The organism is Nitrogeniibacter mangrovi (assembly GCF_010983895.1).
Taxonomy (GTDB): Bacteria; Pseudomonadota; Gammaproteobacteria; order Burkholderiales; family Rhodocyclaceae; genus Nitrogeniibacter; species Nitrogeniibacter mangrovi.
The window spans coordinates 3,859,891-3,879,230 of record NZ_CP048836.1 but is presented as its reverse complement, the minus strand read 5'-3'; the positions used below and the strand labels follow the sequence as shown (position 1 = coordinate 3,879,230).

The 19,340-nt window shown below is 67.9% G+C and carries 20 protein-coding genes, 1 pseudogene and 1 riboswitch; of the genes and pseudogenes, 12 read left to right on the top strand and 9 right to left on the bottom strand.

Going from position 1 to position 19,340, the window contains the following annotated elements; all coding sequences use genetic code 11:
- Positions 1-4: 4 nt before the first annotated feature.
- The 7 genes and pseudogenes from metF to G3580_RS20475 form a co-directional block, all read right to left on the bottom strand.
- Positions 5-841: a methylenetetrahydrofolate reductase [NAD(P)H] gene (metF, locus tag G3580_RS17875; RefSeq protein ID WP_173767804.1), complete on the bottom strand. Its 837-nt coding sequence runs from the start codon at positions 839-841 to the stop codon at positions 5-7.
- On the bottom strand, positions 838-1,695 hold the full coding sequence (locus G3580_RS17870; RefSeq protein ID WP_173767802.1) for a TlyA family RNA methyltransferase: 858 nt from the start codon (positions 1,693-1,695) through the stop codon (positions 838-840). The genes metF and G3580_RS17870 overlap by 4 nt, the downstream gene beginning before the upstream one ends.
- 13 nt (positions 1,696-1,708) lie before the next feature.
- Positions 1,709-2,584, bottom strand: coding sequence for a carbon-nitrogen hydrolase family protein (locus G3580_RS17865; RefSeq protein ID WP_173767800.1), 876 nt, complete (start codon positions 2,582-2,584; stop codon positions 1,709-1,711).
- Entirely contained in the window at positions 2,581-3,234 is a 654-nt protein-coding gene (locus G3580_RS17860; RefSeq protein WP_173767798.1) for a GNAT family N-acetyltransferase, read from the bottom strand. The genes G3580_RS17865 and G3580_RS17860 overlap by 4 nt, the downstream gene beginning before the upstream one ends.
- Before the next feature lie 68 nt (positions 3,235-3,302).
- Positions 3,303-4,712, bottom strand: coding sequence for an adenosylhomocysteinase (gene ahcY, locus G3580_RS17855; protein ID WP_173767795.1), 1,410 nt, complete (start codon positions 4,710-4,712; stop codon positions 3,303-3,305).
- 75 nt (positions 4,713-4,787) lie between these two features.
- A riboswitch (S-adenosyl-L-homocysteine riboswitch) is annotated at positions 4,788-4,884 on the bottom strand.
- A gap of 55 nt (positions 4,885-4,939) precedes the next feature.
- A complete protein-coding gene (locus tag G3580_RS20175; RefSeq protein ID WP_267313316.1) occupies positions 4,940-5,401 on the bottom strand; it encodes an MmyB family transcriptional regulator in 462 nt (153 codons plus the stop codon).
- 167 nt (positions 5,402-5,568) lie between these two features.
- Positions 5,569-5,784: pseudogene (locus tag G3580_RS20475) on the bottom strand (helix-turn-helix domain-containing protein); the annotation flags it as partial.
- Between the two features lie 107 nt (positions 5,785-5,891).
- Between G3580_RS20475 and G3580_RS17845 the strand changes: the two are divergent.
- The gene (locus G3580_RS17845) at positions 5,892-7,319 is read left to right on the top strand and encodes an MFS transporter (protein ID WP_173767794.1); all 1,428 of its coding nucleotides are present in this window, start codon (positions 5,892-5,894) and stop codon (positions 7,317-7,319) included.
- Between the two features lie 8 nt (positions 7,320-7,327).
- On the opposite strand, the gene G3580_RS17840 is transcribed toward G3580_RS17845, so the two are convergent.
- Both G3580_RS17840 and G3580_RS17835 read right to left on the bottom strand, forming a co-directional pair.
- Entirely contained in the window at positions 7,328-7,897 is a 570-nt protein-coding gene (locus tag G3580_RS17840; RefSeq protein WP_173767792.1) for an NnrU family protein, read from the bottom strand.
- A gap of 222 nt (positions 7,898-8,119) precedes the next feature.
- Entirely contained in the window at positions 8,120-8,995 is an 876-nt protein-coding gene (locus G3580_RS17835; protein ID WP_173767790.1) for a LysR family transcriptional regulator, read from the bottom strand.
- Positions 8,996-9,092: 97 nt separating this feature from the next.
- Between G3580_RS17835 and G3580_RS17830 the strand changes: the two genes are divergently transcribed.
- The 11 genes from G3580_RS17830 (at position 9,093) to G3580_RS17780 (ending at position 19,251) form a co-directional block, all read left to right on the top strand.
- Complete coding sequence (locus G3580_RS17830) at positions 9,093-10,100, top strand: YeiH family protein (RefSeq protein WP_173767788.1); 1,008 nt, start codon at positions 9,093-9,095, stop codon at positions 10,098-10,100.
- Between the two features lie 253 nt (positions 10,101-10,353).
- Positions 10,354-11,250 (top strand): sulfite exporter TauE/SafE family protein, encoded by an 897-nt coding sequence (locus G3580_RS17825; protein WP_217424533.1) that lies wholly within the window; start codon positions 10,354-10,356, stop codon positions 11,248-11,250.
- An 82-nt stretch (positions 11,251-11,332) separates the two neighbouring features.
- Positions 11,333-12,112 carry a GntR family transcriptional regulator gene (locus G3580_RS17820; RefSeq protein ID WP_173767786.1) on the top strand — a complete coding sequence of 260 codons (780 nt, stop codon included), beginning with the start codon at positions 11,333-11,335 and terminating at the stop codon, positions 12,110-12,112.
- 70 nt (positions 12,113-12,182) lie between these two features.
- Entirely contained in the window at positions 12,183-13,913 is a 1,731-nt protein-coding gene (locus G3580_RS17815; protein ID WP_173767784.1) for a fumarate reductase/succinate dehydrogenase flavoprotein subunit, read from the top strand.
- A gap of 25 nt (positions 13,914-13,938) precedes the next feature.
- Entirely contained in the window at positions 13,939-14,172 is a 234-nt protein-coding gene (locus G3580_RS17810; protein ID WP_173767782.1) for a 4Fe-4S dicluster domain-containing protein, read from the top strand.
- Between the two features lie 10 nt (positions 14,173-14,182).
- The gene (locus tag G3580_RS17805) at positions 14,183-15,130 is read left to right on the top strand and encodes a HEAT repeat domain-containing protein (protein ID WP_173767780.1); all 948 of its coding nucleotides are present in this window, start codon (positions 14,183-14,185) and stop codon (positions 15,128-15,130) included.
- Positions 15,131-15,202: 72 nt separating this feature from the next.
- Positions 15,203-15,538 carry a ferredoxin FdxA gene (fdxA, locus tag G3580_RS17800; protein WP_173767778.1) on the top strand — a complete coding sequence of 112 codons (336 nt, stop codon included), beginning with the start codon at positions 15,203-15,205 and terminating at the stop codon, positions 15,536-15,538.
- Positions 15,539-15,642: 104 nt separating this feature from the next.
- On the top strand, positions 15,643-17,565 hold the full coding sequence (locus G3580_RS17795) for an ABC transporter substrate-binding protein (protein ID WP_217424532.1): 1,923 nt from the start codon (positions 15,643-15,645) through the stop codon (positions 17,563-17,565).
- Positions 17,487-18,062: an ABC transporter permease gene (locus G3580_RS19860; RefSeq protein WP_217424531.1), complete on the top strand. Its 576-nt coding sequence runs from the start codon at positions 17,487-17,489 to the stop codon at positions 18,060-18,062. Before G3580_RS17795 ends, G3580_RS19860 begins: the two co-directional genes overlap by 79 nt.
- Positions 18,059-18,928 (top strand): ABC transporter ATP-binding protein, encoded by an 870-nt coding sequence (locus G3580_RS17785; protein ID WP_173767774.1) that lies wholly within the window; start codon positions 18,059-18,061, stop codon positions 18,926-18,928. Before G3580_RS19860 ends, G3580_RS17785 begins: the two co-directional genes overlap by 4 nt.
- A complete protein-coding gene (locus tag G3580_RS17780; RefSeq protein WP_217424530.1) occupies positions 18,925-19,251 on the top strand; it encodes a DUF971 domain-containing protein in 327 nt (108 codons plus the stop codon). The genes G3580_RS17785 and G3580_RS17780 overlap by 4 nt, the downstream gene beginning before the upstream one ends.
- Positions 19,252-19,340: the final 89 nt, after the last annotated feature.

The window sequence follows — 19,340 nt, the reverse complement described above, 5'->3', positions numbered from 1 at the left end:
GGACTCAGGACAGCCCCAGGCGCTCCACGATGGTCGAGGTCGGCCCGGCCTGGTTCATGCAGTAGAAATGCAGGCCGGGCGCGCCTTCCTCGATGAGGCGCGCGGCCAGATCGGTGACCACGTCGAGGCCGAAGGCCTTCACCGAATCGGTGTCGTCGCCGAAGGACTCGAACTTGCGCCGCATCCAGCGCGGGATCTCGGCGCCGCAGGCATCCGAAAAGCGCGCCAGCTTGGAGAAGCTGACGATGGGCATGATGCCGGGCACGATGGGGACGGCGATGCCCAGGGCCTCGCATTCGTCGCGAAAGTGCAGGTAGGCATCCACGTTGTAGAAGTACTGGGTGATGGCCGAGTCGGCGCCGGCGTCCACCTTGCGCTTGAACGCTGCCAGGTCGGACTGGGGCGAGCGCGCCTGGGGATGGTATTCCGGGTAGGCCGCCACCTCGATGGTGAACCAGTTGCCGGTCTCGGCGCGGATGAACTCCACCAGCTCGTTGGCGTAGCGCAGCTCGCCCGGGTCCACCACCCCGGAGGGCAGGTCGCCGCGCAGGGCGACGATGCGGCGGATGCCCTTGTCCTGATAGCGCTTGAGGATGGCGCGGATGCTCTCGCGGGTCGAGCCGATGCAGGACAGGTGCGGCGCCGCTTCCAGCCCTTCGTGCTGGATCTCGAACACGGTGTCGAAGGTGCGCTCCTGGGTGGAACCGCCGGCGCCGTAGGTGACGGAGAAGAAGTCCGGGCGCAGCTGGGCGAGCTGGGCCCGGGTGGCGCGCAGCTTTTCGACGCCGGCGTCGGTCTGCGGCGGGAAGAATTCGATCGAGAAATGGGTCGTTTGGGTCATGGGGTCTTGTGGTCGTGCCCCGGGCGATCCGCCCGGACGGCATGGATGAAGAATTCGCGGTTGCCGTCACCCCCGGTGATGGGGCTGTCGAAGTAGTCGCGCACCTCGAGCCCGGCCGTCCCGGCGCAGGCCCTGATTTTACGTTCCACCTCGGCGTAGCGGGCCGGATCGGTGACGATGCCGCCCTTGCTCAAGCCCCCGGGGCCGACCTCGAACTGCGGCTTGACCAGGGCGATGACGTGCCCGAGCGGTGCCAGCAGGGCCGGCCAGCGGGGCATGAGCAGGGTGAGCGAGATGAAGCTGGCGTCGCACACGATGAGGTCGAAGCCGGCCTCGGGGCGGGTCTCGCCCACGTCCTGCGCGTCGAGCGTGCGCGCGTTGATGCCCTCGCGGCAGCGCACCCGCGGGTCGTTGCGCAGGCGCGCATGCAACTGGTCGTGGCCCACCTCGATGCCGGTCACATGGGTGGCGCCGGCCTGCAGCAGGCAGTCGGTGAAGCCGCCGGTGGACTGGCCCACGTCGAGGCAGCTCATGTCGGTGACGTCGAGCCCGGTGTGCTTGAGCGCGCCGGCGAGCTTGAGGCCACCGCGGGAGACGTAGCGGTCGTCGTCCGAGGCCTCGACCTCGAGCGCGACATTGTTCGCCACTTCCAGCGAGGCCTTGCGCACCGGCTCGCCGTCGGCGCGCACCCGGCCGTCGGCGATCATGCGCTGGGCGGCGGTGCGCGAAGGGGCGTAGCCGCGCTCGACCAGCAGGCTGTCGATGCGGAACAGGCCACCGCGGTCGACGCTTTCGGACACGTGCGCCTGATGCACCGGCGGCGGCTTCGCCGAGCGGCGATGGAAGGATTTCATCGACACCGCGCGCTCACCCGACCTTGATCACTTCGACGGGATGCTCGTACACATCCTTGCGCTTGTCGTAGAGCGGAATGGTGGTGCCGTTGAGGCGGTTGCCTTCGAGGTCGGCCAGGTCCACCTCGGCGACGACGATCTGCTCGATGTTGGGGGTGCCCTCGGCGGCGATGCCGTCGCGCGCGAAGGGAAAGTCCGACGGTGTGATGATGGCCGCCTGGCCGTAGTGCAGTCCGAGCCCCTCGACCGGCAGGTTGCCCACGGTGCTGGTGTGCACCACGAACACCTGGTTCTCGATGGCGCGGGCGTGGCAGCAGTAGCGCACCCGCAGGAAACCCTGGCGGTCGTCGGTGCACGAGGGCACGAAGAGGATGTCGGCGCCCGCTTCGCACACCATGCGCGCCAGTTCGGGAAACTCGATGTCGTAGCAGATGAGGATGGCGATCTTGCCGAAGGGGGTCTCGAACAGGCGCAGCTGGTCGCCCGCGTCGGTGTCCCACTTCTCGCGCTCCCAGCGGGTGCGGTGGATCTTGTCCTGCTCGTGGATCTCCCCCGTGGGGGTGAAGTAGAAGGCGGTGTTGAGCAGGCGGCCGTCCTCGTGCACATAAGGGTGGCTGCCGCCGATCAGGTGCACGTTCCACTGCGCCGCCAGCTCCTGCATCAGCTCCTGGTAGCGACGGGTGTAGTCGTGCAGGTTGCGCACCGCCTGGCGCACGTCCGAGGTGTCCATGAAGGACAGCAGCTGGCTGGTGAAGATCTCGGGCAAGACCACGAACTGCGGGTGGTAGTCGCCGGCGGCCTTCATGATGAAGCGCACCTGGTTCTCGAAGCCCGACCAGTCGTGAATCTGGCGCAACAGGTACTGGACGGCGGCGATTCGGACAATCATAGGATGGTCTCCGGAATGACGGTGGGCCGATCGGGATCGTAGTCCGGGTTGAGCCAGACGATGATCGAGGCGTAGCCGCAGGACTCGGTGTCCTCGGGCAGGTAGTCCTCGACCAGACCGCTGTAATGGAAGCCTTCGTGCAGCTGGAAGCTCAGCACCGGGTCGTGCAGATCACCGCACACCACCTGCTGGACGTAGAACTCCGGCGTCATCTCCGCGGCTTGCTCGTGGTAACCCGGCAGACGGCCGCAGGCGATGATGCGCTTGAGGTTCATGGCCCGGCACAGGGTGCGGCGCCCCTCGTAGAGCTGGTGGCCGATGCCCAGGCCGCGCGCCTCGGGCGCGACGAACACCTCGGCACCGTAGAGGGTCTTGCCCTCGGGGGTGTGGTTCTCGAAGGTACCGGCGCCGGTGATCTCCTTCCAGGTGTGCGACTCGGCCCACTCGTCCCAGCTCACGATCAGTGCGCTGGCGCAGCCGATCAGACCGTCACCGGTCTCGGCGACGATCTGCCCCTGCGGAAACACATCGAGCTGTTCGGCCAGCTTGCGCCGGCTCCAGGGCGGAATGTTCGGATACACGCGCGCCTGCAACGCGATCAACGCCGGAATGTCTTCCGGCCGCGTGTGGCGCACCCGGACGTTTGGCATGGGCGCTCCCGATCAGTTGGGGCCGACGCACCCCGTCGGGATACGTCGGCGGGACAGGCCGGTGCCGGTCAGTAACGGTAGTGATCCGGCTTGTACGGCCCTTGTTTCGGTACACCAATATAGGCTGCCTGCTCGTCGGTCAATTCCGTGAGGGTCACGTTGAGCTTCCTGAGCTGCAGCCGGGCGACCTTCTCGTCCAGATGCTTGGGCAGGGTGTACACCCCTACAGGATACTCTGCCGTGCGCGTGTACAGCTCGATCTGGGCGATGGTCTGGTTGGCGAAGGAGGAGCTCATGACGTAGCTCGGGTGGCCGGTGGCGCAGCCCAGGTTCACCAGCCGGCCCTTGGCCAGCAGGATGATCCGTTTGCCGTCCGGGAAGATCACGTGATCGACCTGCGGCTTGATCTCCTCCCACTGGTACTGCTCCAGGGAGGCGACGTCGATCTCGTTGTCGAAGTGACCGATGTTGCACACGATGGCCTGATCCTTCATGGCGGCCATGTGGTCATGGGTGATGACGTGGAAGTTGCCGGTGGTGGTGACGAAGATGTCCGCCAGCGGGGCGGCCTCTTCCATGGTCACCACGCGGTAGCCTTCCATGGCCGCCTGCAGCGCACAGATCGGGTCGATCTCGGTGATCCACACCTGGGCCGACAGGGCGCGCAGGGCCTGGGCCGAGCCCTTGCCCACGTCACCGTAGCCGCACACCACGGCCACCTTGCCGGCGATCATCACGTCGGTGGCGCGCTTGATGCCGTCCACCAGCGACTCGCGGCAGCCGTACAGGTTGTCGAACTTGGACTTGGTGACCGAGTCGTTCACGTTGATGGCCGGGAACTTGAGCTCGCCGCGCTGGTGCATCTGGTAGAGGCGGTGCACGCCGGTGGTGGTCTCCTCGGTCACGCCCTTGATCTGTGCCAGGCGGGTGGAGTACCAGCTCGGATCGGTGGCCAGCTTGGCACGGATGGCGGCGAACAGGCAGGTCTCTTCCTCGCTGGTCGGCTTGGCGATGACGCTGATGTCCTGCTCGGCGCGGGCGCCCAGGTGCAGCAGCAGGGTCGCGTCGCCGCCGTCGTCGAGGATCATGTTGGAATAACCGCCATCGGCCCATTCGAAGATGCGATGGGTGTAGTCCCAGTAGTCGGCCAGCGACTCGCCCTTGACGGCGAACACCGGGATGCCCTCGGCGGCGATGGCGGCGGCGGCATGGTCCTGGGTGGAGAAGATGTTGCACGAGGCCCAGCGCACTTCGGCGCCCAGCGCCACCAGCGTCTCGATGAGCACGGCGGTCTGGATGGTCATGTGCAGCGAGCCGGTGATGCGCGCGCCCTTGAGCGGTTGGGTCCTGGCGAATTCCTCGCGGATCGCCATCAGGCCCGGCATCTCGGTTTCGGCGATGGCGATTTCGCGGCGGCCGAAGGCGGCCAGCTTGATGTCGGCGACGACGTAGTCGGAAAAGTCAGTCACAGCGTTCATGAAGAACTCCTTGCTATGACCGGGGGGAGGTGGAGTCACTTCGTCTCACGCACCTCCCGTGCCCGGCACGGGTTGATGTCGTGAGCGCCGTTGATTCTCACCGCGTCGCGCGGTTTCCGAGCCTGGGGGGCGGTCGGGTGGGACCGGCGACCTCGCAGCGCTCCTCGGAAAGTCGATCAGTATACGGCAAGCGCCGGCGATTTTTGAGTCCTGTGGATGGAAGGCCGTCAGCGCGTCGCGGCGATGGTGGTCAGCGCCTCGTGGCCGGCCGCGTCCACCGGCAGGTACACGACCAGTCTGTCGCCATCGCGCGGCGCCGACCACCAGTTGACCTGCTGGAGCGCGAACACCCCGGCGGCCGGATGGCGGAAGTGCTTGATCTGGTTGCTGGCGCATTCCACGTCGTGCCGTTCCCACAGGCGGGCGAAATCCGCCGATGCGGCCGTGAACTTGTCCAGATGCGCCTGCCACTGCGGATCGTCCATGTACGGCGTCATGCTCGCGCGGAACAGCCCGACCATGCGCGGCAGCACTTCGTCCCAGTCGGCGAGGCTGTCGCGCCAGCGGGCGTTGGCGAGCGCCAGATAGATGCAGTTGCGGTCGTCGGGCGGGACGGCGTCCAGGTCGACCTGGACCAGATCGCAGAAGGCGCGGTTGAAGCCGACGATGTCGAAGCGGGCGTTCTGCACCAGCGCCGGCAGGGGGCGAGCTGATCGAGCAGCTGCTGGTGGGCGGCCGACAGGCGCTGGCACACCGGTTTGGGCTGGCGCGGTTCGGGCTGGCCGGCCAGCTGGAACAGGTGGTGGCGCTCGGCCGCCGTGCATTGCAGGGCCTGGGCGATGGCCTCGAGGGCCCGGGGGGAGGGTTTGACGTCGCGGCCCTGTTCCAGCCAGGTGTACCAGGTGGTGCTGACGTCGGCCAGCTGGGCCACTTCCTCACGACGCAGCCCCGGGGTGCGGCGCCGGCCGATCTGGGGCAGGCCCAGGCGCGCGGGGTCCAGATGCTCGCGGCGGGTGCGCAGGAAGGCGCCCAGCGCCTTGTTGCGTTGTCCGTTGGCGGTATCGAGGTCCATGGCGGGTTCCGGCAGGTGGTTTTTATACCAGGATAAACGGCAACTTGTACCAGGGTAAATCAAGGCCCAGACTGCCATCATCATCCGGTTTTGGCAAGGACCCGACCATGCACTCCGATCCCGCCCGGCAGACCCTCGGGCTCCCCGGCATCCTCATCCTGCTGGCGGGGCAGCTGCTGCCCCTGGTGGATTTCTCGATCATCAATGTGGCCCTCGAGTCCCTCAGCCGCACCCTGGGCGCCAGCCATACCGAGCTGGAGCTGGTGGTGGCGGTCTATGGCGTCGCCTTCGCCGTCTGCCTCGCGTTGGGGGGGCGGCTCGGTGACCGGCTCGGGCGCCGGCGGGTGTACCTGTGGGGCGTCGGCCTGTTCGGCCTGGCGTCCCTGCTGTGCGGCCTGGCGGGGAGCGTGCCGATGCTGCTGGCCGCGCGCGCCCTGCAGGGCGTGGGCGCGGCCCTGGCGGTGCCGCAGATCCTCGCCAGCCTGCATGTGTGCCTGCGGGGGCCGGCCCATTCCAAGGCCATCGGCGCCTATGGGGCGGTGGGCGGTATCGCCTTCATCATCGGCCAGGTGCTGGGCGGTCAGCTGGTGTCCTGGGACGTGGCCGGGCTGGGCTGGCGCAGCATCTTCCTCATCAACCTGCCGGTGTGCCTCTCGATCCTGCTGTCGACCCGGCGCTTCGTGCCCGAGACCCGCAGCGCCCACGCACCCGGCTTCGACCTGCGCGGCACCGGCCTGCTGGCGTTGCTGATCCTGTGCCTGCTGGTGGCGATGTCGCTGGGGCCGTTGCTGCACTGGCCCGCCTGGAGCCTGGGCATGCTGGTGGCCGTCGTGCCGCTGGCGGGGGGGCTGTGGCGTACCGAGCAGCGCCAGCGCTGGCCGCTGCTGCCGCCGCCGGTGATGGCGCTCGCGTCGATGCGCTTCGGTCTGCTCCTGGCGCTGGTGTTCTTCGCCAGCTGGAGCGGTTTCATGTTCGTGGTGGCCCTGACCCTGCAGGCCGGGGCCGGCCTGAGTTCCGCCCAGTCGGGGCAGGCCTTCGTGATGCTCGGGGCGGCCTACTTCCTGATGGCGCTGATGAGCGCGCGGGTGACGCGCTGGCTGGGCACGGTGGCGATGCTGCTGCTCGGCTTCGCCCTCCAGGTGCCGGGCCTGTTCGGCCTGATCCACAGCATCGGCGCCCAGTGGTCGCAGCTCGATCCGTGGACCATCGCGCCGGCGAGTGTCTTCATCGGCGCCGGCCAGGCCCTGATCGTGAGCGCCTTCTACCGCATCAGCCTGGGCGAAGTGCCGGCGGCCGACGCCGGCGCGGCCAGCGCGATGCTCTCGACCGTGCAGCAGGCCGCGCTCGGGCTGGGGCCGGCGCTGTTCGGTGGCTTGTTCGCCTGGTCACTGGCGCAGGGGCAGGACTACCCCCGGGCGCTGGGCCGGGCGCTGGAGCTGGAGATCGCGGGCATGCTGGGGCTGGCCGTGTTGGCGGCCCTGTTCGGTCTGCGCCGCCGCGCCGCGCGACTGGCCGTCGAGCGGCGCACGGGCTGACGCACGCGTCAGATCGGCGAAACCCCGATCAACCATGCATGGACGCCCATCACGAAGGCGGCATACAGCACCAGGCCACCGATCACGGCAATCGCGTCGTTGGCCTTGCGGGCGGGGGGGCCTGGCAGGGGGCGTTGGGTCCTGTGCTTCATCGAGATGCGGTCGGCCACCGCCCAGGCCAGGAAGGCACCGAACAGCAGCACGTCGGCGAGGGTGCCGTTGGCGAGCAGGTGGGCGAAGGCCCACAGCTTGGTGGCGACCAGGGTCGGATGCTTGAGGGTGGCGCGGATGCGGCCGGGCAGGTAGGTGGCGAGCAGCAGCGGGAAGACCGGCACCATGAGCAGCAGGGTGAGGTGGCGCAGGGCGGTGGGCGGCGTGTACAGCACCACGGGGTCGAGCCGCGCCTGGGCATAGCCATGCACGATGAGCACGATGCCGGCGATGGACACCAGGGTGACGATGGCTCGCCAGCCCAGTGCGCCCAGACGCGCATGCATGCGATCGCGCCAGGGCTCGTTCACGATAGATACCGAATGGGCGCCGAAAAAGAGCAGCAGGCCGAGGATCAGGAGGGGCATGGGGGGGTCCGAAGTGGTTCCGGTGGATTCGAACCTGTCGCCGACGAAACGTTCCGTGCACGCGCCGGCAGGCAGGGTGGTCGATGTGTCCGCTCGGCGCCGCCGGCGATGCGAATATCCGAATGCTATGATCGCCGGCATCCCCCGCCCGAAAAAGCCGCCCCCATGCCCGCCGATTCGCCCATCCCTCGGGCCGCTGCGACGCGGGCAGGCGAGGGCGGATCAGGCCGTCCGGCTTGCCAGGAGCGCCTCGAAGGCCAGCGCCGGCTGGCTCACCGGGCGCCGGGGCAGGCGCATGCGATAGAGCTGGCGCATACAGGGGCCAGCGCCGATGGCGTGCTTGCGGATGCGCCCCAGCGCCAGCTGGTCGCGGGCGCAGATGCGCGGCACGAGGCCCAGACCGATGCCCGCCGCCACCGACTGCACGATGGCCTCGTTGCTGCCCACTTCGATCACCTGGGCCGGCCGGATCCGGTATTCGTCGAGGATGCGCTGCGCGGCGGCCCGGCTGCCCGAACCGCGTTCGCGCATCACCCAGGTGTGCTGAGCCAGGGCGTGGGCGCCGGCCTCCTCGTCGGCAAAGTCGCGCGGTGCCGCCACGATCATCTCCTCGCTGCGCCAGGAGAGGATCTCGATCCGCGGATCGCTGACCTCGCCCTCCACCAGCGCCACATCCACCTGGCAGTCGAGCAACAGCTCGGCGATCTGCTCGGTGTTGGCGCTGATCACGCTCAGCTCGATACCGGGGTGACGCTGATGAAACGCGAGCAGGCTCGGGGGGAGCCAGTAGCTGGCGATGGTCGTGCTCGCGCCGATCACCAGGCGCCCCTGTTCGAGTGCGTAGAACGATTTCACTGCCTCGTCCGCTTCGCGTTCGAGCGCGAAGATCGCGCGGCCGTAGTCGTACAGCGCCTGGCCGGGCGCGCTGGGGGCGAAGCGCTTGCCCTGGCGGTCGAGCAGCACCGTGTCCAGCTGGTTTTCGAGTTCCTTGACCGCCTTCGAGGTGGCCGGCTGGCTGATGCCGAGCTGGTCGGCGGCGCGCGAAAAGCTGCTGGCGTCCACCACGGTGACGAACACGCGGAGCAGGTGCAGATTCATGTATGAGCCCAGGTAATGAATGGGTGAATTTAATACTATTTACGAATAGTAATGGGCTTTTTAGTCTTATGCCATTCATGTCTTTGGATATACGCAAATGAGCATAAGTGCCACCCTGCCCCCGCCTGGTGTCCGCCTCGGTCTCTTCGCCTGCGTCGGGATCACGTTCCTCGCGGCGATGCTGGCGGCGATTCCTGCCATGGGCCGTCATGGGCTCGGATGGCTGCCCGTGGCGGTGGCGCTGGGCATGGTGGTGGGCAACCTGTGGCCCGATCTACCGACGCGGGGACGCGACGGGCTGGCGCTGGCGCGCGGCCCGCTGATGCGTGCGGGGATCGCGCTGTACGGGCTGAGGATCGGCATCGACGAATTCGCGGCCGTGGGCTGGGGGGGCGCCCTCGCGGCGGTCGTGGTCGTCGCCTCCACGCTGTGGCTGGCGCAGCGGCTCGGGCGGGCGTTCGGCCTCGATCGCCACAGCGCCCTGCTGATCGGTGCGGGCAGCGCCATCTGCGGCGCGGCCGCGGTGGCCGCGGCCGACGGCGTGCTCGGCGCTCGCGCGCGCCATGTGTCGGCCGCCGTCGCCTCGGTGGTGCTGTTCGGCACCCTGGGCATGTATGTGTTGCCGTGGCTCTTCGATCGGGTAGGCCTCCCGGCGGCTCAGTTCGGTTTGTGGATCGGCCTGACCGTGCATGAGCTCGGTCACGTGGTGGCGGCGGCAAGCCCCCTGGGCCCCGAGGTGTCGGGCGCGGCGTTGATCGCCAAGATGATGCGGGTGATGTTGCTGGCGCCGGCGATGGTCTGGATGGCGTGGTCCGACGGGCGCGCGAGCGGTGGCGGGCGGGTGCGGGTGCCGTTCTTTCTTTGGGCCTTCTTCGCGGCCATCGCCTTGAATGGCAGTGGCCTGCTGCCGCCGACGCTCCAGGCGGCCGGCGCCGGCCTGGCGCAACTGCTGCTGGCGGTGGGTCTGGCGGCCCTCGGCGCGGCAACCCGGTTGGTCGACATCCGCGCCGCGGGCGCCCGGGTCTGGTGGCTGGCGGCCTCGCTGTGGGCGTATCTGCTGATCGCCGGGCTGGGCATCGTGACCCTGCTGGCGCGGTTCGGGTGAGCACGACATGCACGGCAATGAGGCGGTGGGGTGGCCTTTGCACCGCCTCGGGGCGTCCGTCTGCTCCAGGGGTGTGGCGATGTTTTCCATTGTTTCAACAGGTTGCGTCGTGATTCCGGAGTCGCTCCGGGTGGCGCGCGTTTTGCTTGACATAACCTGTCATAACAAGTTGATGCGTACCCCCTGGCCCCGGACCGCCGCTCATCCAAATCGGCGCCCATGGCGGGCAACGCTCCTCATCGAAAGGCCGATCTTGAACGAAATCTTCCAATGTCTTGGTGCCTGGGATGCGCCGACCTGGGGTGTGGTGCTGGTGGCCGCGCTCGTCGGCGGTGCGCTGCGCGGACTGACCGGTTTCGGTGCCGCGCTGTTGATGGCGCCCTTGATGTCGCTGGTGCTCAGCGCCCGCGAAACCATGTGTCTGGTGACCCTGCTCAACGCCCTGCCGATGGGACGCACCACCCTGGCCGCCGCCACGCGTGTGATCGACCGCCAGGTCATGCTGCCGATGAGCGTGGCCGCCTTCGTCGGGGTGCCCTGCGGCATCGCGCTGGTGGGGGCCTTGCCTGCGCAGGCTTTCGGTCTGGTGTTGGGCGTGGCCGTGATCCTGAGCGCGATCGGGCTGATGTCCGGCGTGCTGCGGATGGGGGGGCGTTCGCTGCGGCGCTCGCTCGGGGTCGGCATGCTCAGCGGTGTGCTGACCGGCTTCGGCGGCGTCGGTGGGCCGCCGGCCATTCTCTATCTCCTGGGCGTCGAGCCCGATGGCCACCGGGCCCGGGCGAACTTCATCGTGTTCTTTGCGGTGCTCTATCCGGCGGCGGTGATCGCGGTGGCCGCGCTGGGGGTGTTGTCCTGGGCCGACGTGGTCTTCGGCCTGGCGCTCGCGCCGCTGTTCCATCTCGGGGGCCTCGGTGGGGCGCGCCTGTACCGGCGCATCGGCAAACGGCATTTCCGCCCGGTGGTGCTGGTGCTGCTGATGGCGGCCGGCCTGCTGGCGGCCTGGCCCCGGGGCGTCCAGGCCGCGCCGGTGCGTGCCGGCCCCGCTCTTGGTGCGCACGCGCACGCGGCTGGTGCGCATCCGCAGCATTTTTTTGCTGGCGAACTCGCGCCGAGTTTCAAAAACTTCAATAAAACCAACGATGTGAATTGAAATTGTGCGACGCCGCAAACCTGGCATCTGAATTGCTAATCAGTACTCGTCATAACAGGTAGTGACATAAGGAAGAAGAAACATGGCCCGCTCCAACAAGAAAGCCATCGAAACGCCGCCCCTGGCCAAGCCGCACGCGATCGACGCCGTGTCTCCGGTGCCGCTGCATACCCAGATCCGCGAGGCCCTGCGGCGCGGCATTCTCGATGGCACCTATCCGCCGCATTCGCAGATGCCCTCGGAGAGCCAGATGATGGCGCGCTTCGGGGTGAGCCGGATCACCATCCGCCAGGCGCTGGGCGATCTGCAGAAGGAGGGCCTGATCTTCAAGGTGATGGGCAAGGGCAGTTTCGTGGCCAAGCCCAAGGCCTTCCAGAGCCTGTCGCGCCTGCAGGGTTTCGGCGAGGCGATGGCGCCGTCCGGGTACGAGACCTATGCCCTGTTGCTGAGCGCCCGCGAGGTGCCGGCCAGTGCCGTGGTCGCGCAGCGCCTGGCGCTGGAGGCGGGCAGCCCGGTGTTCGAGATCCAGCGGCTGCGCTATCTGAACCGCGAGCCCATTTCCGTGGATGTGAGCTACTTCCCGATCGACATCGGCCAGCGCCTGACGCAGGAAGACCTCGCCACCCGCGACATCTTCGTCATTCTCGAAAACGACTACGGCCACAACCTCACGCATGCGGACGTGCAGATCGAGGCGATCAGCGCCGAAACGTCGCTCGGCCGCCATCTCGACGTGGCCGAGGGCTCGCCCCTGCTGCGCATCGAGCGGCTGACCTACGCCGGTGAGCGGCCCATCGATTTCGAGTTTCTGTACTACCGCGGCGATGCCTTCCAGTACCGCCTGCGGATCGACCGCAGCTGAGGACCGGCACAGAACCGGCCCCGGCAACTGCCTGAACGAAGCAGGACACTCCCAACCCCCAGGAGCAAGCATGAAACGCATCGACATGGAGTTCGACATCGTCGTCATCGGCGGTGGCACCGGCGGGCCGATGGCCGCGGTGAAAGCCAAGGCACAAAACCCCGACCTCAGGGTGCTGCTCATCGACAAGGCCCACGTGAAGCGCTCGGGCGCGATCTCGATGGGCATGGACGGGCTCAACAACGCCGTCATTCCGGGGCACGCCACCCCCGAGCAGTACGTCAAGGAAATCACCATCGCCAACGACGGCATCGTCGATCAGGAGGCGGTCATGGCCTATGCGGCCAACAGCTTCGACATGATCCAGGAGCTCGACCGCTGGGGGGTGAAGTTCGAGAAGGACGAAACCGGCGACTACGCGGTGCGCAAGGTGCATCACCTGGGCAGCTACGTGCTGCCGATGCCCGAAGGCCACCACATGAAGAAGATCCTCTACCGCCAGCTCAAGCGCGCGCGGGTCGAGATCACCAACCGGGTGGTGGTCACCCGCCTGCTCACCGGCGCCGACGGTGAGATCACCGGCGTCATGGGCTTCGACTGCCGCACGGCGGACTTCTACGTGATCCGCTGCAAGGCGGCGGTGCTCAGCACCGGCGCCGCCGGGCGCATCGGCCTGCCCGCCTCCGGCTACCTGATGGGCACCTACGAGAACCCCACCAACTGCGGCGACGGCCATGCCATGGCTTATCACGCGGGGGCCGATCTGGCCAACCTCGAATGCTTCCAGATCAACCCGCTCATCAAGGACTACAACGGCCCGGCCTGCGCTTACGTGACCGGTCCCTTCGGCGGCTTCACCGCCAATTCGAAGGGCGAGCGCTTCATCGAGTGCGACTACTGGAGCGGGCAGATGATGATGGAGTTCTACAACGAGCTGCAGGGCGGCAACGGCCCGGTGTTCCTCAAGCTCGACCACCTCGCCGAGGAGACCATCGGCGAGATCGAGCACATCCTGCACACCAACGAGCGCCCCAGCCGCGGCCGCTTCCACGAGAAGCGCGGCAACGACTACCGCAAGGAGATGGTCGAGATGCACATCTCCGAGATCGGCTTCTGCAGCGGCCACAGTGCCTCGGGCATCTGGACCAACGCCCGCGGCGAGACCTCGGTAAAGGGGCTTTACGCCGCCGGCGACTGCGCCAGCGTGCCGCACAACTACATGCTCGGCGCCTTCGTCTATGGCCGCCTGTGCGGGCAGAACGCCGCCGACTACTGCGCCGGGGTGGGCACGGGGCGCATCGATGACGGCGCCATCGCGGCCGAGCAGGCCCGCATTTGCGCGCCGCTGGCGCGCAGCGAAGGGCTCACGCCCTTCCAGATCGAGTACAAGACGCGCCGGCTGGTGAACGACTACCTGCAGCCGCCCAAGATCACCCGCAAGTACGAGATCGGCCTGCGCCGCTTCGACGAGGTGCGCGAGGACGCCACCGCGATGATGGCCACCAACCCGCACGAGCTCATGCGCGCCATGGAGGCGCTGTCCATCCTCGATTGCGCCGAGATGGCCGCGCGCGCCTCGATGTTCCGCACCGAGAGCCGCTGGGGCCTGTACCACTACAGCGTCGATCACCCCGAGCGGGACGACGACAACTGGTTCTGCCACACCCTGCTCAGTCGTGACGCGCAAGGCCGGATGGGCGTGCGCAAGAAGGCGGTCGAGCCCTACATCGTGCCCATCGACGAGGAAGAGCGCACCGCCTACCAGCGCCTGCGCGTCGCCCGCAGCGCCGCCGCCGCCTGATCCCGACCGCCCGGAGGAACCCGACATGAGTATCGCCACCACCCTCACCCAAGCCCCCGTCGTCGTCGACGAGAGCAAGTGCATCGCCGAGAAGGGCTGCACCGTCTGTGTCGACGTCTGCCCGCTCGATGTGCTGGCCATCGACATGGTCAAGAAGAAGGCCTTCATGAAATACGACGAGTGCTGGTACTGCCTGCCCTGCGAGACCGACTGCCCGACCGACGCGGTCACGGTCAGCATTCCCTACCTGTTGCGCTGAGGACACGGCCATGGACATCACCAGCTTCTCCATCGCCGATCGCCTCGCCAGCGAGGACGCCGAAGTCCGCCGCCTGGCGGTGATCGACCTGCCCTACAGCGACGAGGACGACATCGTGCCGCTGCTGCTGCCGTGTCTGGCCGACGCCGACCCCAGCGTGCGCACCGAAGCGGTCCGCGCCCTCGAAGGCTTCGAAGACCCCGAGGTGGTCGCCGCGCTGGCGCCCATGCTGCTTGATGCCGACGCCCAGGTGCGCGCCGCCGCCGGCGAGGTGCTGGCCGAGCTCAAGCTCAGCGCCTCCGCCGGTCCCTTGCTGCCCCTGCTGCAGGGCGAGGGCGCCGAGGTGCGCATGCTGGCCTTCCGCGCCGTGCGCGCCCTGCGGGTCGACGCCGCCTTCGCACCGGCCATGGCCGCGCTGCGCGATGCTGATCCGGGCGTGCGCCGCGAGGCTGTCGGCGTGCTCGGCTATCTGCGCAAACCCGAGGCCGTCGGCGACCTGGCCGAAGTGGCCGCCCACGACCCGGAAGCCGAGGTGCGGCGCATCGCCGTCGGTGCGCTCGGCTACGCCACCGAGATCAGCGTGCTGCCGGCGCTGACCCGTGCGCTGGGCGACACCGCCTGGCAGGTGCGCGAGGAAGCCGCCCAGACCCTCGGCAAGCTGCGCTTCGGTCTGGCGATCGACGAGCTCGTGCATGCCATGCAGGACGAATACTGGCAGGTGCGGGTGAAGGCGGCGCGCAGCCTGGGGTGGCTCAAGGCGGCGGCCGGCCTGCCCGCGCTGGTGGAGGCCCTGGCCCATCCCATCGGCAACCTGCGTAAGGAGGCCGCCATCGCCCTCGGCGAGCTGGCCGATCCGCGCGCCATCCCGGCGCTGGAAAAGGCGCTCGACGATGCCGACCCCGACGTGCGCAAGCTCTCGCGCCTGGCGCTCACCGCCATCGGCCTGGCGCAGAAGTGAGCCGCCCGTCCAGCCCCCCATCACCACCATGCCGGCCCGCTGCGATGCGGCCGGCCTGACAGGAGATCAGCCATGACCTACGTCGTTACCGAAGCCTGTGTGCATTGCAAATACACCGACTGTGTCTCGGTGTGCCCGGTGGATTGTTTCCACGAAGGGCCGAATTTCCTCGTGATCGATCCGGACACCTGCATCGACTGCGGCGTGTGCGTGCCCGAGTGCCCCATCGGCGCGATCTTCGCCGAGGCCGACCTGCCGCCGGAGCAGCACGCGTTCATCGAGATCAACGCGCGCCTGGCGGCGCAGTGGCCGGTGATCGACGCGGCGGGCGAGCCCTTGCCCGAGGCCGATCACTGGGCCGCGGTCACCGACAAGCGCGCCCTCATCGACAACCCCGCCACGGCCTGAGGCCGCGGCGGTCCGCCAACCCCCTTTCCCTCAACCTCAACCGTAAGCCCCCAACCCCGCAGTACTCGAACGAAACGACACCCCACTGGACAAGGAAGCAAATCATGTACGCACGATCCAGAAGCACCGCTCGAGACAATCACAACAAAAATTCCGTCCGCCGATTCACCGCCGCCGCCCTGCTTGCCGGCTGTTTCGCGGCAACGCCCGCGCTGGCCGAAGTCGTCACCGTCGGCATCGGTACCCAGAACACCACCACCAACACGGTGACCGGTGGCATCGTCATCAAGGAGCTCGGCCTGCTCGAGAAGTTCTTGCCCAAGACCGGCAAGTACAAGGACATCGAGTTCAAGATCGACTGGCAGAACTTCACCTCGGGGCCGCCGGTCACCAACGGCATGGTCGCCAACACCTTGCAGATCGGCATGATGGGCGACTATCCGCTGCTGGTGAACGGCGCCATCTTCCAGGCGATGCCCAAGGAGCGCACCCGCCTGATCGCCATGATCGCCTACAACGCCGACGGTGCGGGCAACGCCCTGGTGGTGCACAAGGATTCGCCCTACTACGAACTGGCCGATCTCAAGGGCAAGAAAGTGTCGGTACCCTTTGGATCGGCCGCCCATGGCATGCTCCTCAAGGCACTCGAAGACAAGGGGTGGACGAGCGACGACCTGGTGCTGACCAGCCAGAGTCCGGAAGTGGGCACCTCCAGCCTGCAGGAGCAGCGGATCGACGGGCACGCCGACTTCGTTCCCTTCGGCGAACTGCTGCCCTACCGGGGCTTTGCGCGCAAGATCTTCGACGGTGCCGAAACCAAGGTGCCGACCTTTCATGGCGTGATCGTGCGCGAGGACTTCGCCAAGAAGTACCCGGAATTCGTGGTTGCCTACATCAAGGCGCTGATGGCGGCCAATGACTGGTTGCGCAAGGATCCGGTGGCGGCGGCGGCCAAGATCGAGGAATGGACGCGGGTCGAGAAGGAAGTGGTCTACATGTTCCTCGGCCCGGGCGGCGTGCATACGCTCGACCCGACGCTCAAGCCGAAGTGGATCGACACCGTCAAGTACGACCACGGCGTGCTCGACCGCATGGGGCGGGTCAAACCCCTGGACGCGGACGCCTGGGTCGACGAGACCTATGTGCGCGAAGCCTACAAGGAACTGGGCCGTGACTACGACGCGGAGAAGGCCAGCTTCGCCAACTACGAGATCTCGGGCACCGACCCGCTGTGCGGCGGCGCCATCGACAAGCCGCGTCAGGCCGGCGAGGTGTGGATCGAGGGCGGTGGCATCACGGCCTACAAGTCCACGGCGTGCGCGTTGCGCGCGGTGAAGAAGGCGGAGGCCGAGGGCAAGAAGGTGTCGGTGACCTTCGTCTTCGACCGCGGCAGCCAGATCAAGCTGTTCGCCAACACCGCGTTCTACGCGCTCGACAGCAAGGGCGATCCCGGCGACATCGTGCCCTTCCTGCTCAAGAAGGACGCCGAGGCCTATGTGACGGCCAAGGGCGGGCGGGTCGGGGGTATGCCGACGCGCTCGCCGCCGTGGGGGACTGAGCCATGGCCAGCACCGTCAGCATGCGTGCCGTGCGCGACACGGACGCCCTGGGTGCCGGCGGGGCCGCTGGCCCCACGCCGGTCGCCACGGTGCAACCGGTGCCCCGTGCCCCGGTCGCGGCGCGCGCGTCGGCGCCCGCGGCCGGGGCCGTGCCACCGGCCGCACGGCTGGGCGCCATCCTCCGAGGGCAGATCCGGCCGATGCTGGTCAGCGCACTGTCGATCGGCCTGCTGCTGGGTTTCTGGTATCTGGCCACCGCCTACCGCTGGGAATTTTATGTCCGCTTCACCAACGTGCCCACGCCGGGCGAGGTGTTCGGCGAGGCGCTGCGTCTGCTCGCCGATGGCAAGTTTCTCACCAACATCGGCGTCAGCCTGTGGCGGATCACGGTGGGTTTCCTCATCGCCACCGTGCTGGGCGTGGCGATGGGCTTGCTGTGCGGACGCTACAGCCTTTTCAAGGGACTGACGTTCCCGGCGCTGGAAGTGTTGCGGCCGATTCCCGCGATCGCCTGGGTGCCGATCTCGATCATGCTGTGGCCCACCACCGAGTCCAGCATCGTCTTCATCACCTTCATCGGCGCCTTCTTCCCCATCCTGCTCAACACCCTGCATGGGGTGATGGCGGTGGACAAGGTGCTGATCCGTGCGGCGCGCTGCCTGGGCGCCAGCGAGTTCGCACTGATGACCCAGGTGGTGCTGCAGGCGGCCTTGCCCCACATCTTCACCGGGCTGGCGGTGGGCATGGGGGTGGCCTGGGTGTCGCTGATCGCGGCCGAGATGATCTCCGGCCAGTTCGGCGTCGGCTACTTCACCTGGGAGGCGTATTCCCTGATCGAATACCCGCACATCGTGATCGGCATGCTGGTCATCGGCGTCCTGGGTCTGCTGTGCAGCGGCCTCATTCGCGGGGTCGCCCGAATCCTCATGCCCTGGCAGGGTGTGGGCGGCAAGGAGAGTTCATGATGGCGACGACAGCGTCAACCAAGGGCGGACAGATCGACGTCCGCGATGTATCCGTCCGCTTCACGCAGAACGGCGTGGGGCTGGACGCGGTGAGCGGGGTGTCGATCGACGTCCAGCCCGGCCAGTTCGTGTCCATCGTCGGGCCCTCCGGGTGCGGCAAGTCGACGCTGCTGAACATCGTGGCGGGATTTCTCAAACCCAGCGGCGGCACGGTCAGCGTCGACGGGGCGCCCATCCACGGCCCCGGCGCCGATCGCGGCGTCGTCTTCCAGCAGTATTCGCTCTTTCCCTGGCTGCGGGTGCGCGAGAACGTCGAATTCGGTCTCAAGATGCAGGGCATGTGCCGCAGCGAGCGCCAGTCCAAGGCGCGCACGCTGCTGGGGCTCGCCGGCCTGCTGGCCTTCGAGAATCACTATCCCGAGCAGCTCTCCGGCGGCATGCGCCAGCGCGTCGGCATCGTGCGGGCCCTGGCCACGGGCCCGCAGGTGCTGTTGATGGACGAGCCTTTCGGAGCCCTCGACGCCCAGACGCGGTTGGTGATGCAGGAAATCCTCACCCACATGTGGGAGCAACTGCAGCTGTCGGTGCTGTTCATCACCCACGACATCGAGGAGTCCATCTTCCTGTCCGACAAGGTCTACGTGATGACCGCGCGGCCGGGCCGCATCAAGGCGGAGATCCCCATTCCCCTGCCGCGGCCACGTACCGCGGAGATGACCTCCTCGGCGGAATTCCTCGCCATCCATCATCGCCTGAAGGCCTTGATCCGCGAGGAGAGCCTGGCGGCCATGGGCGGCGAACTCCAGGAAGGGGGCCTGGGCCGCGACTGGCACCTGGGCCCGGAAGGCGTGAGGGCAGCGCTGTGAGCGTGGCGACCGCATCGGTGATGCCGGTCGGCATCACCGATCACCGCGCCTCGGCGGTGCTGCGCATCGAATGGAGCGACGGGCACACCAGCGCCTTGCCCCACGGCTGGCTGCGCCAGCGCTGCCGTTGCGCCGTCTGCACCCACGCCGCCCGCACCGGCGCCCCGCCGCCTCCACCCGCCGCCCTCGTCGACATCCACCCCGTGGCCGAGAAGGGGCTCAACCTCGTCTTCGCCGATGGCCATGCCCGCGGCATCTACCCGTGGGCCTACCTGCGCGCGCTCGGCGACGAGCCGCGCCACGCGCAGTCCGTCGCTGGCTGATGCGTTCATCGCCGACGGGCATGTCGGGCGAAGTCCGAATCGGGACATTGGGCGAGCCCGGGGGCTCCCCGGGAAAGGCCCGGTCGAAG

Bases quoted from the DNA above. Each gene is read 5' to 3' on its own strand.
- fdxA (WP_173767778.1), top strand. From the start codon at position 15,203: ATGACCTACGTCGTTACCGAAGCCTGTGTGCATTGCAAATACACCGAC.
- G3580_RS17835 (WP_173767790.1), bottom strand. From the start codon at position 8,995: ATGAATCTGCACCTGCTCCGCGTGTTCGTCACCGTGGTGGACGCCAGC.
- G3580_RS17810 (WP_173767782.1), top strand. From the start codon at position 13,939: ATGAGTATCGCCACCACCCTCACCCAAGCCCCCGTCGTCGTCGACGAG.
- G3580_RS17845 (WP_173767794.1), top strand. From the start codon at position 5,892: ATGCACTCCGATCCCGCCCGGCAGACCCTCGGGCTCCCCGGCATCCTC.
- ahcY (WP_173767795.1), bottom strand. From the start codon at position 4,712: ATGAACGCTGTGACTGACTTTTCCGACTACGTCGTCGCCGACATCAAG.
- metF (WP_173767804.1), bottom strand. From the start codon at position 841: ATGACCCAAACGACCCATTTCTCGATCGAATTCTTCCCGCCGCAGACC.
- G3580_RS17865 (WP_173767800.1), bottom strand. From the start codon at position 2,584: ATGATTGTCCGAATCGCCGCCGTCCAGTACCTGTTGCGCCAGATTCAC.
- G3580_RS17785 (WP_173767774.1), top strand. From the start codon at position 18,059: ATGATGGCGACGACAGCGTCAACCAAGGGCGGACAGATCGACGTCCGC.
- G3580_RS17820 (WP_173767786.1), top strand. From the start codon at position 11,333: ATGGCCCGCTCCAACAAGAAAGCCATCGAAACGCCGCCCCTGGCCAAG.
- G3580_RS17805 (WP_173767780.1), top strand. From the start codon at position 14,183: ATGGACATCACCAGCTTCTCCATCGCCGATCGCCTCGCCAGCGAGGAC.
- G3580_RS17860 (WP_173767798.1), bottom strand. From the start codon at position 3,234: ATGCCAAACGTCCGGGTGCGCCACACGCGGCCGGAAGACATTCCGGCG.
- G3580_RS17870 (WP_173767802.1), bottom strand. From the start codon at position 1,695: ATGAAATCCTTCCATCGCCGCTCGGCGAAGCCGCCGCCGGTGCATCAG.
- G3580_RS17840 (WP_173767792.1), bottom strand. From the start codon at position 7,897: ATGCCCCTCCTGATCCTCGGCCTGCTGCTCTTTTTCGGCGCCCATTCG.
- G3580_RS17815 (WP_173767784.1), top strand. From the start codon at position 12,183: ATGAAACGCATCGACATGGAGTTCGACATCGTCGTCATCGGCGGTGGC.
- G3580_RS17830 (WP_173767788.1), top strand. From the start codon at position 9,093: ATGAGCATAAGTGCCACCCTGCCCCCGCCTGGTGTCCGCCTCGGTCTC.
- G3580_RS17795 (WP_217424532.1), top strand. From the start codon at position 15,643: ATGTACGCACGATCCAGAAGCACCGCTCGAGACAATCACAACAAAAAT.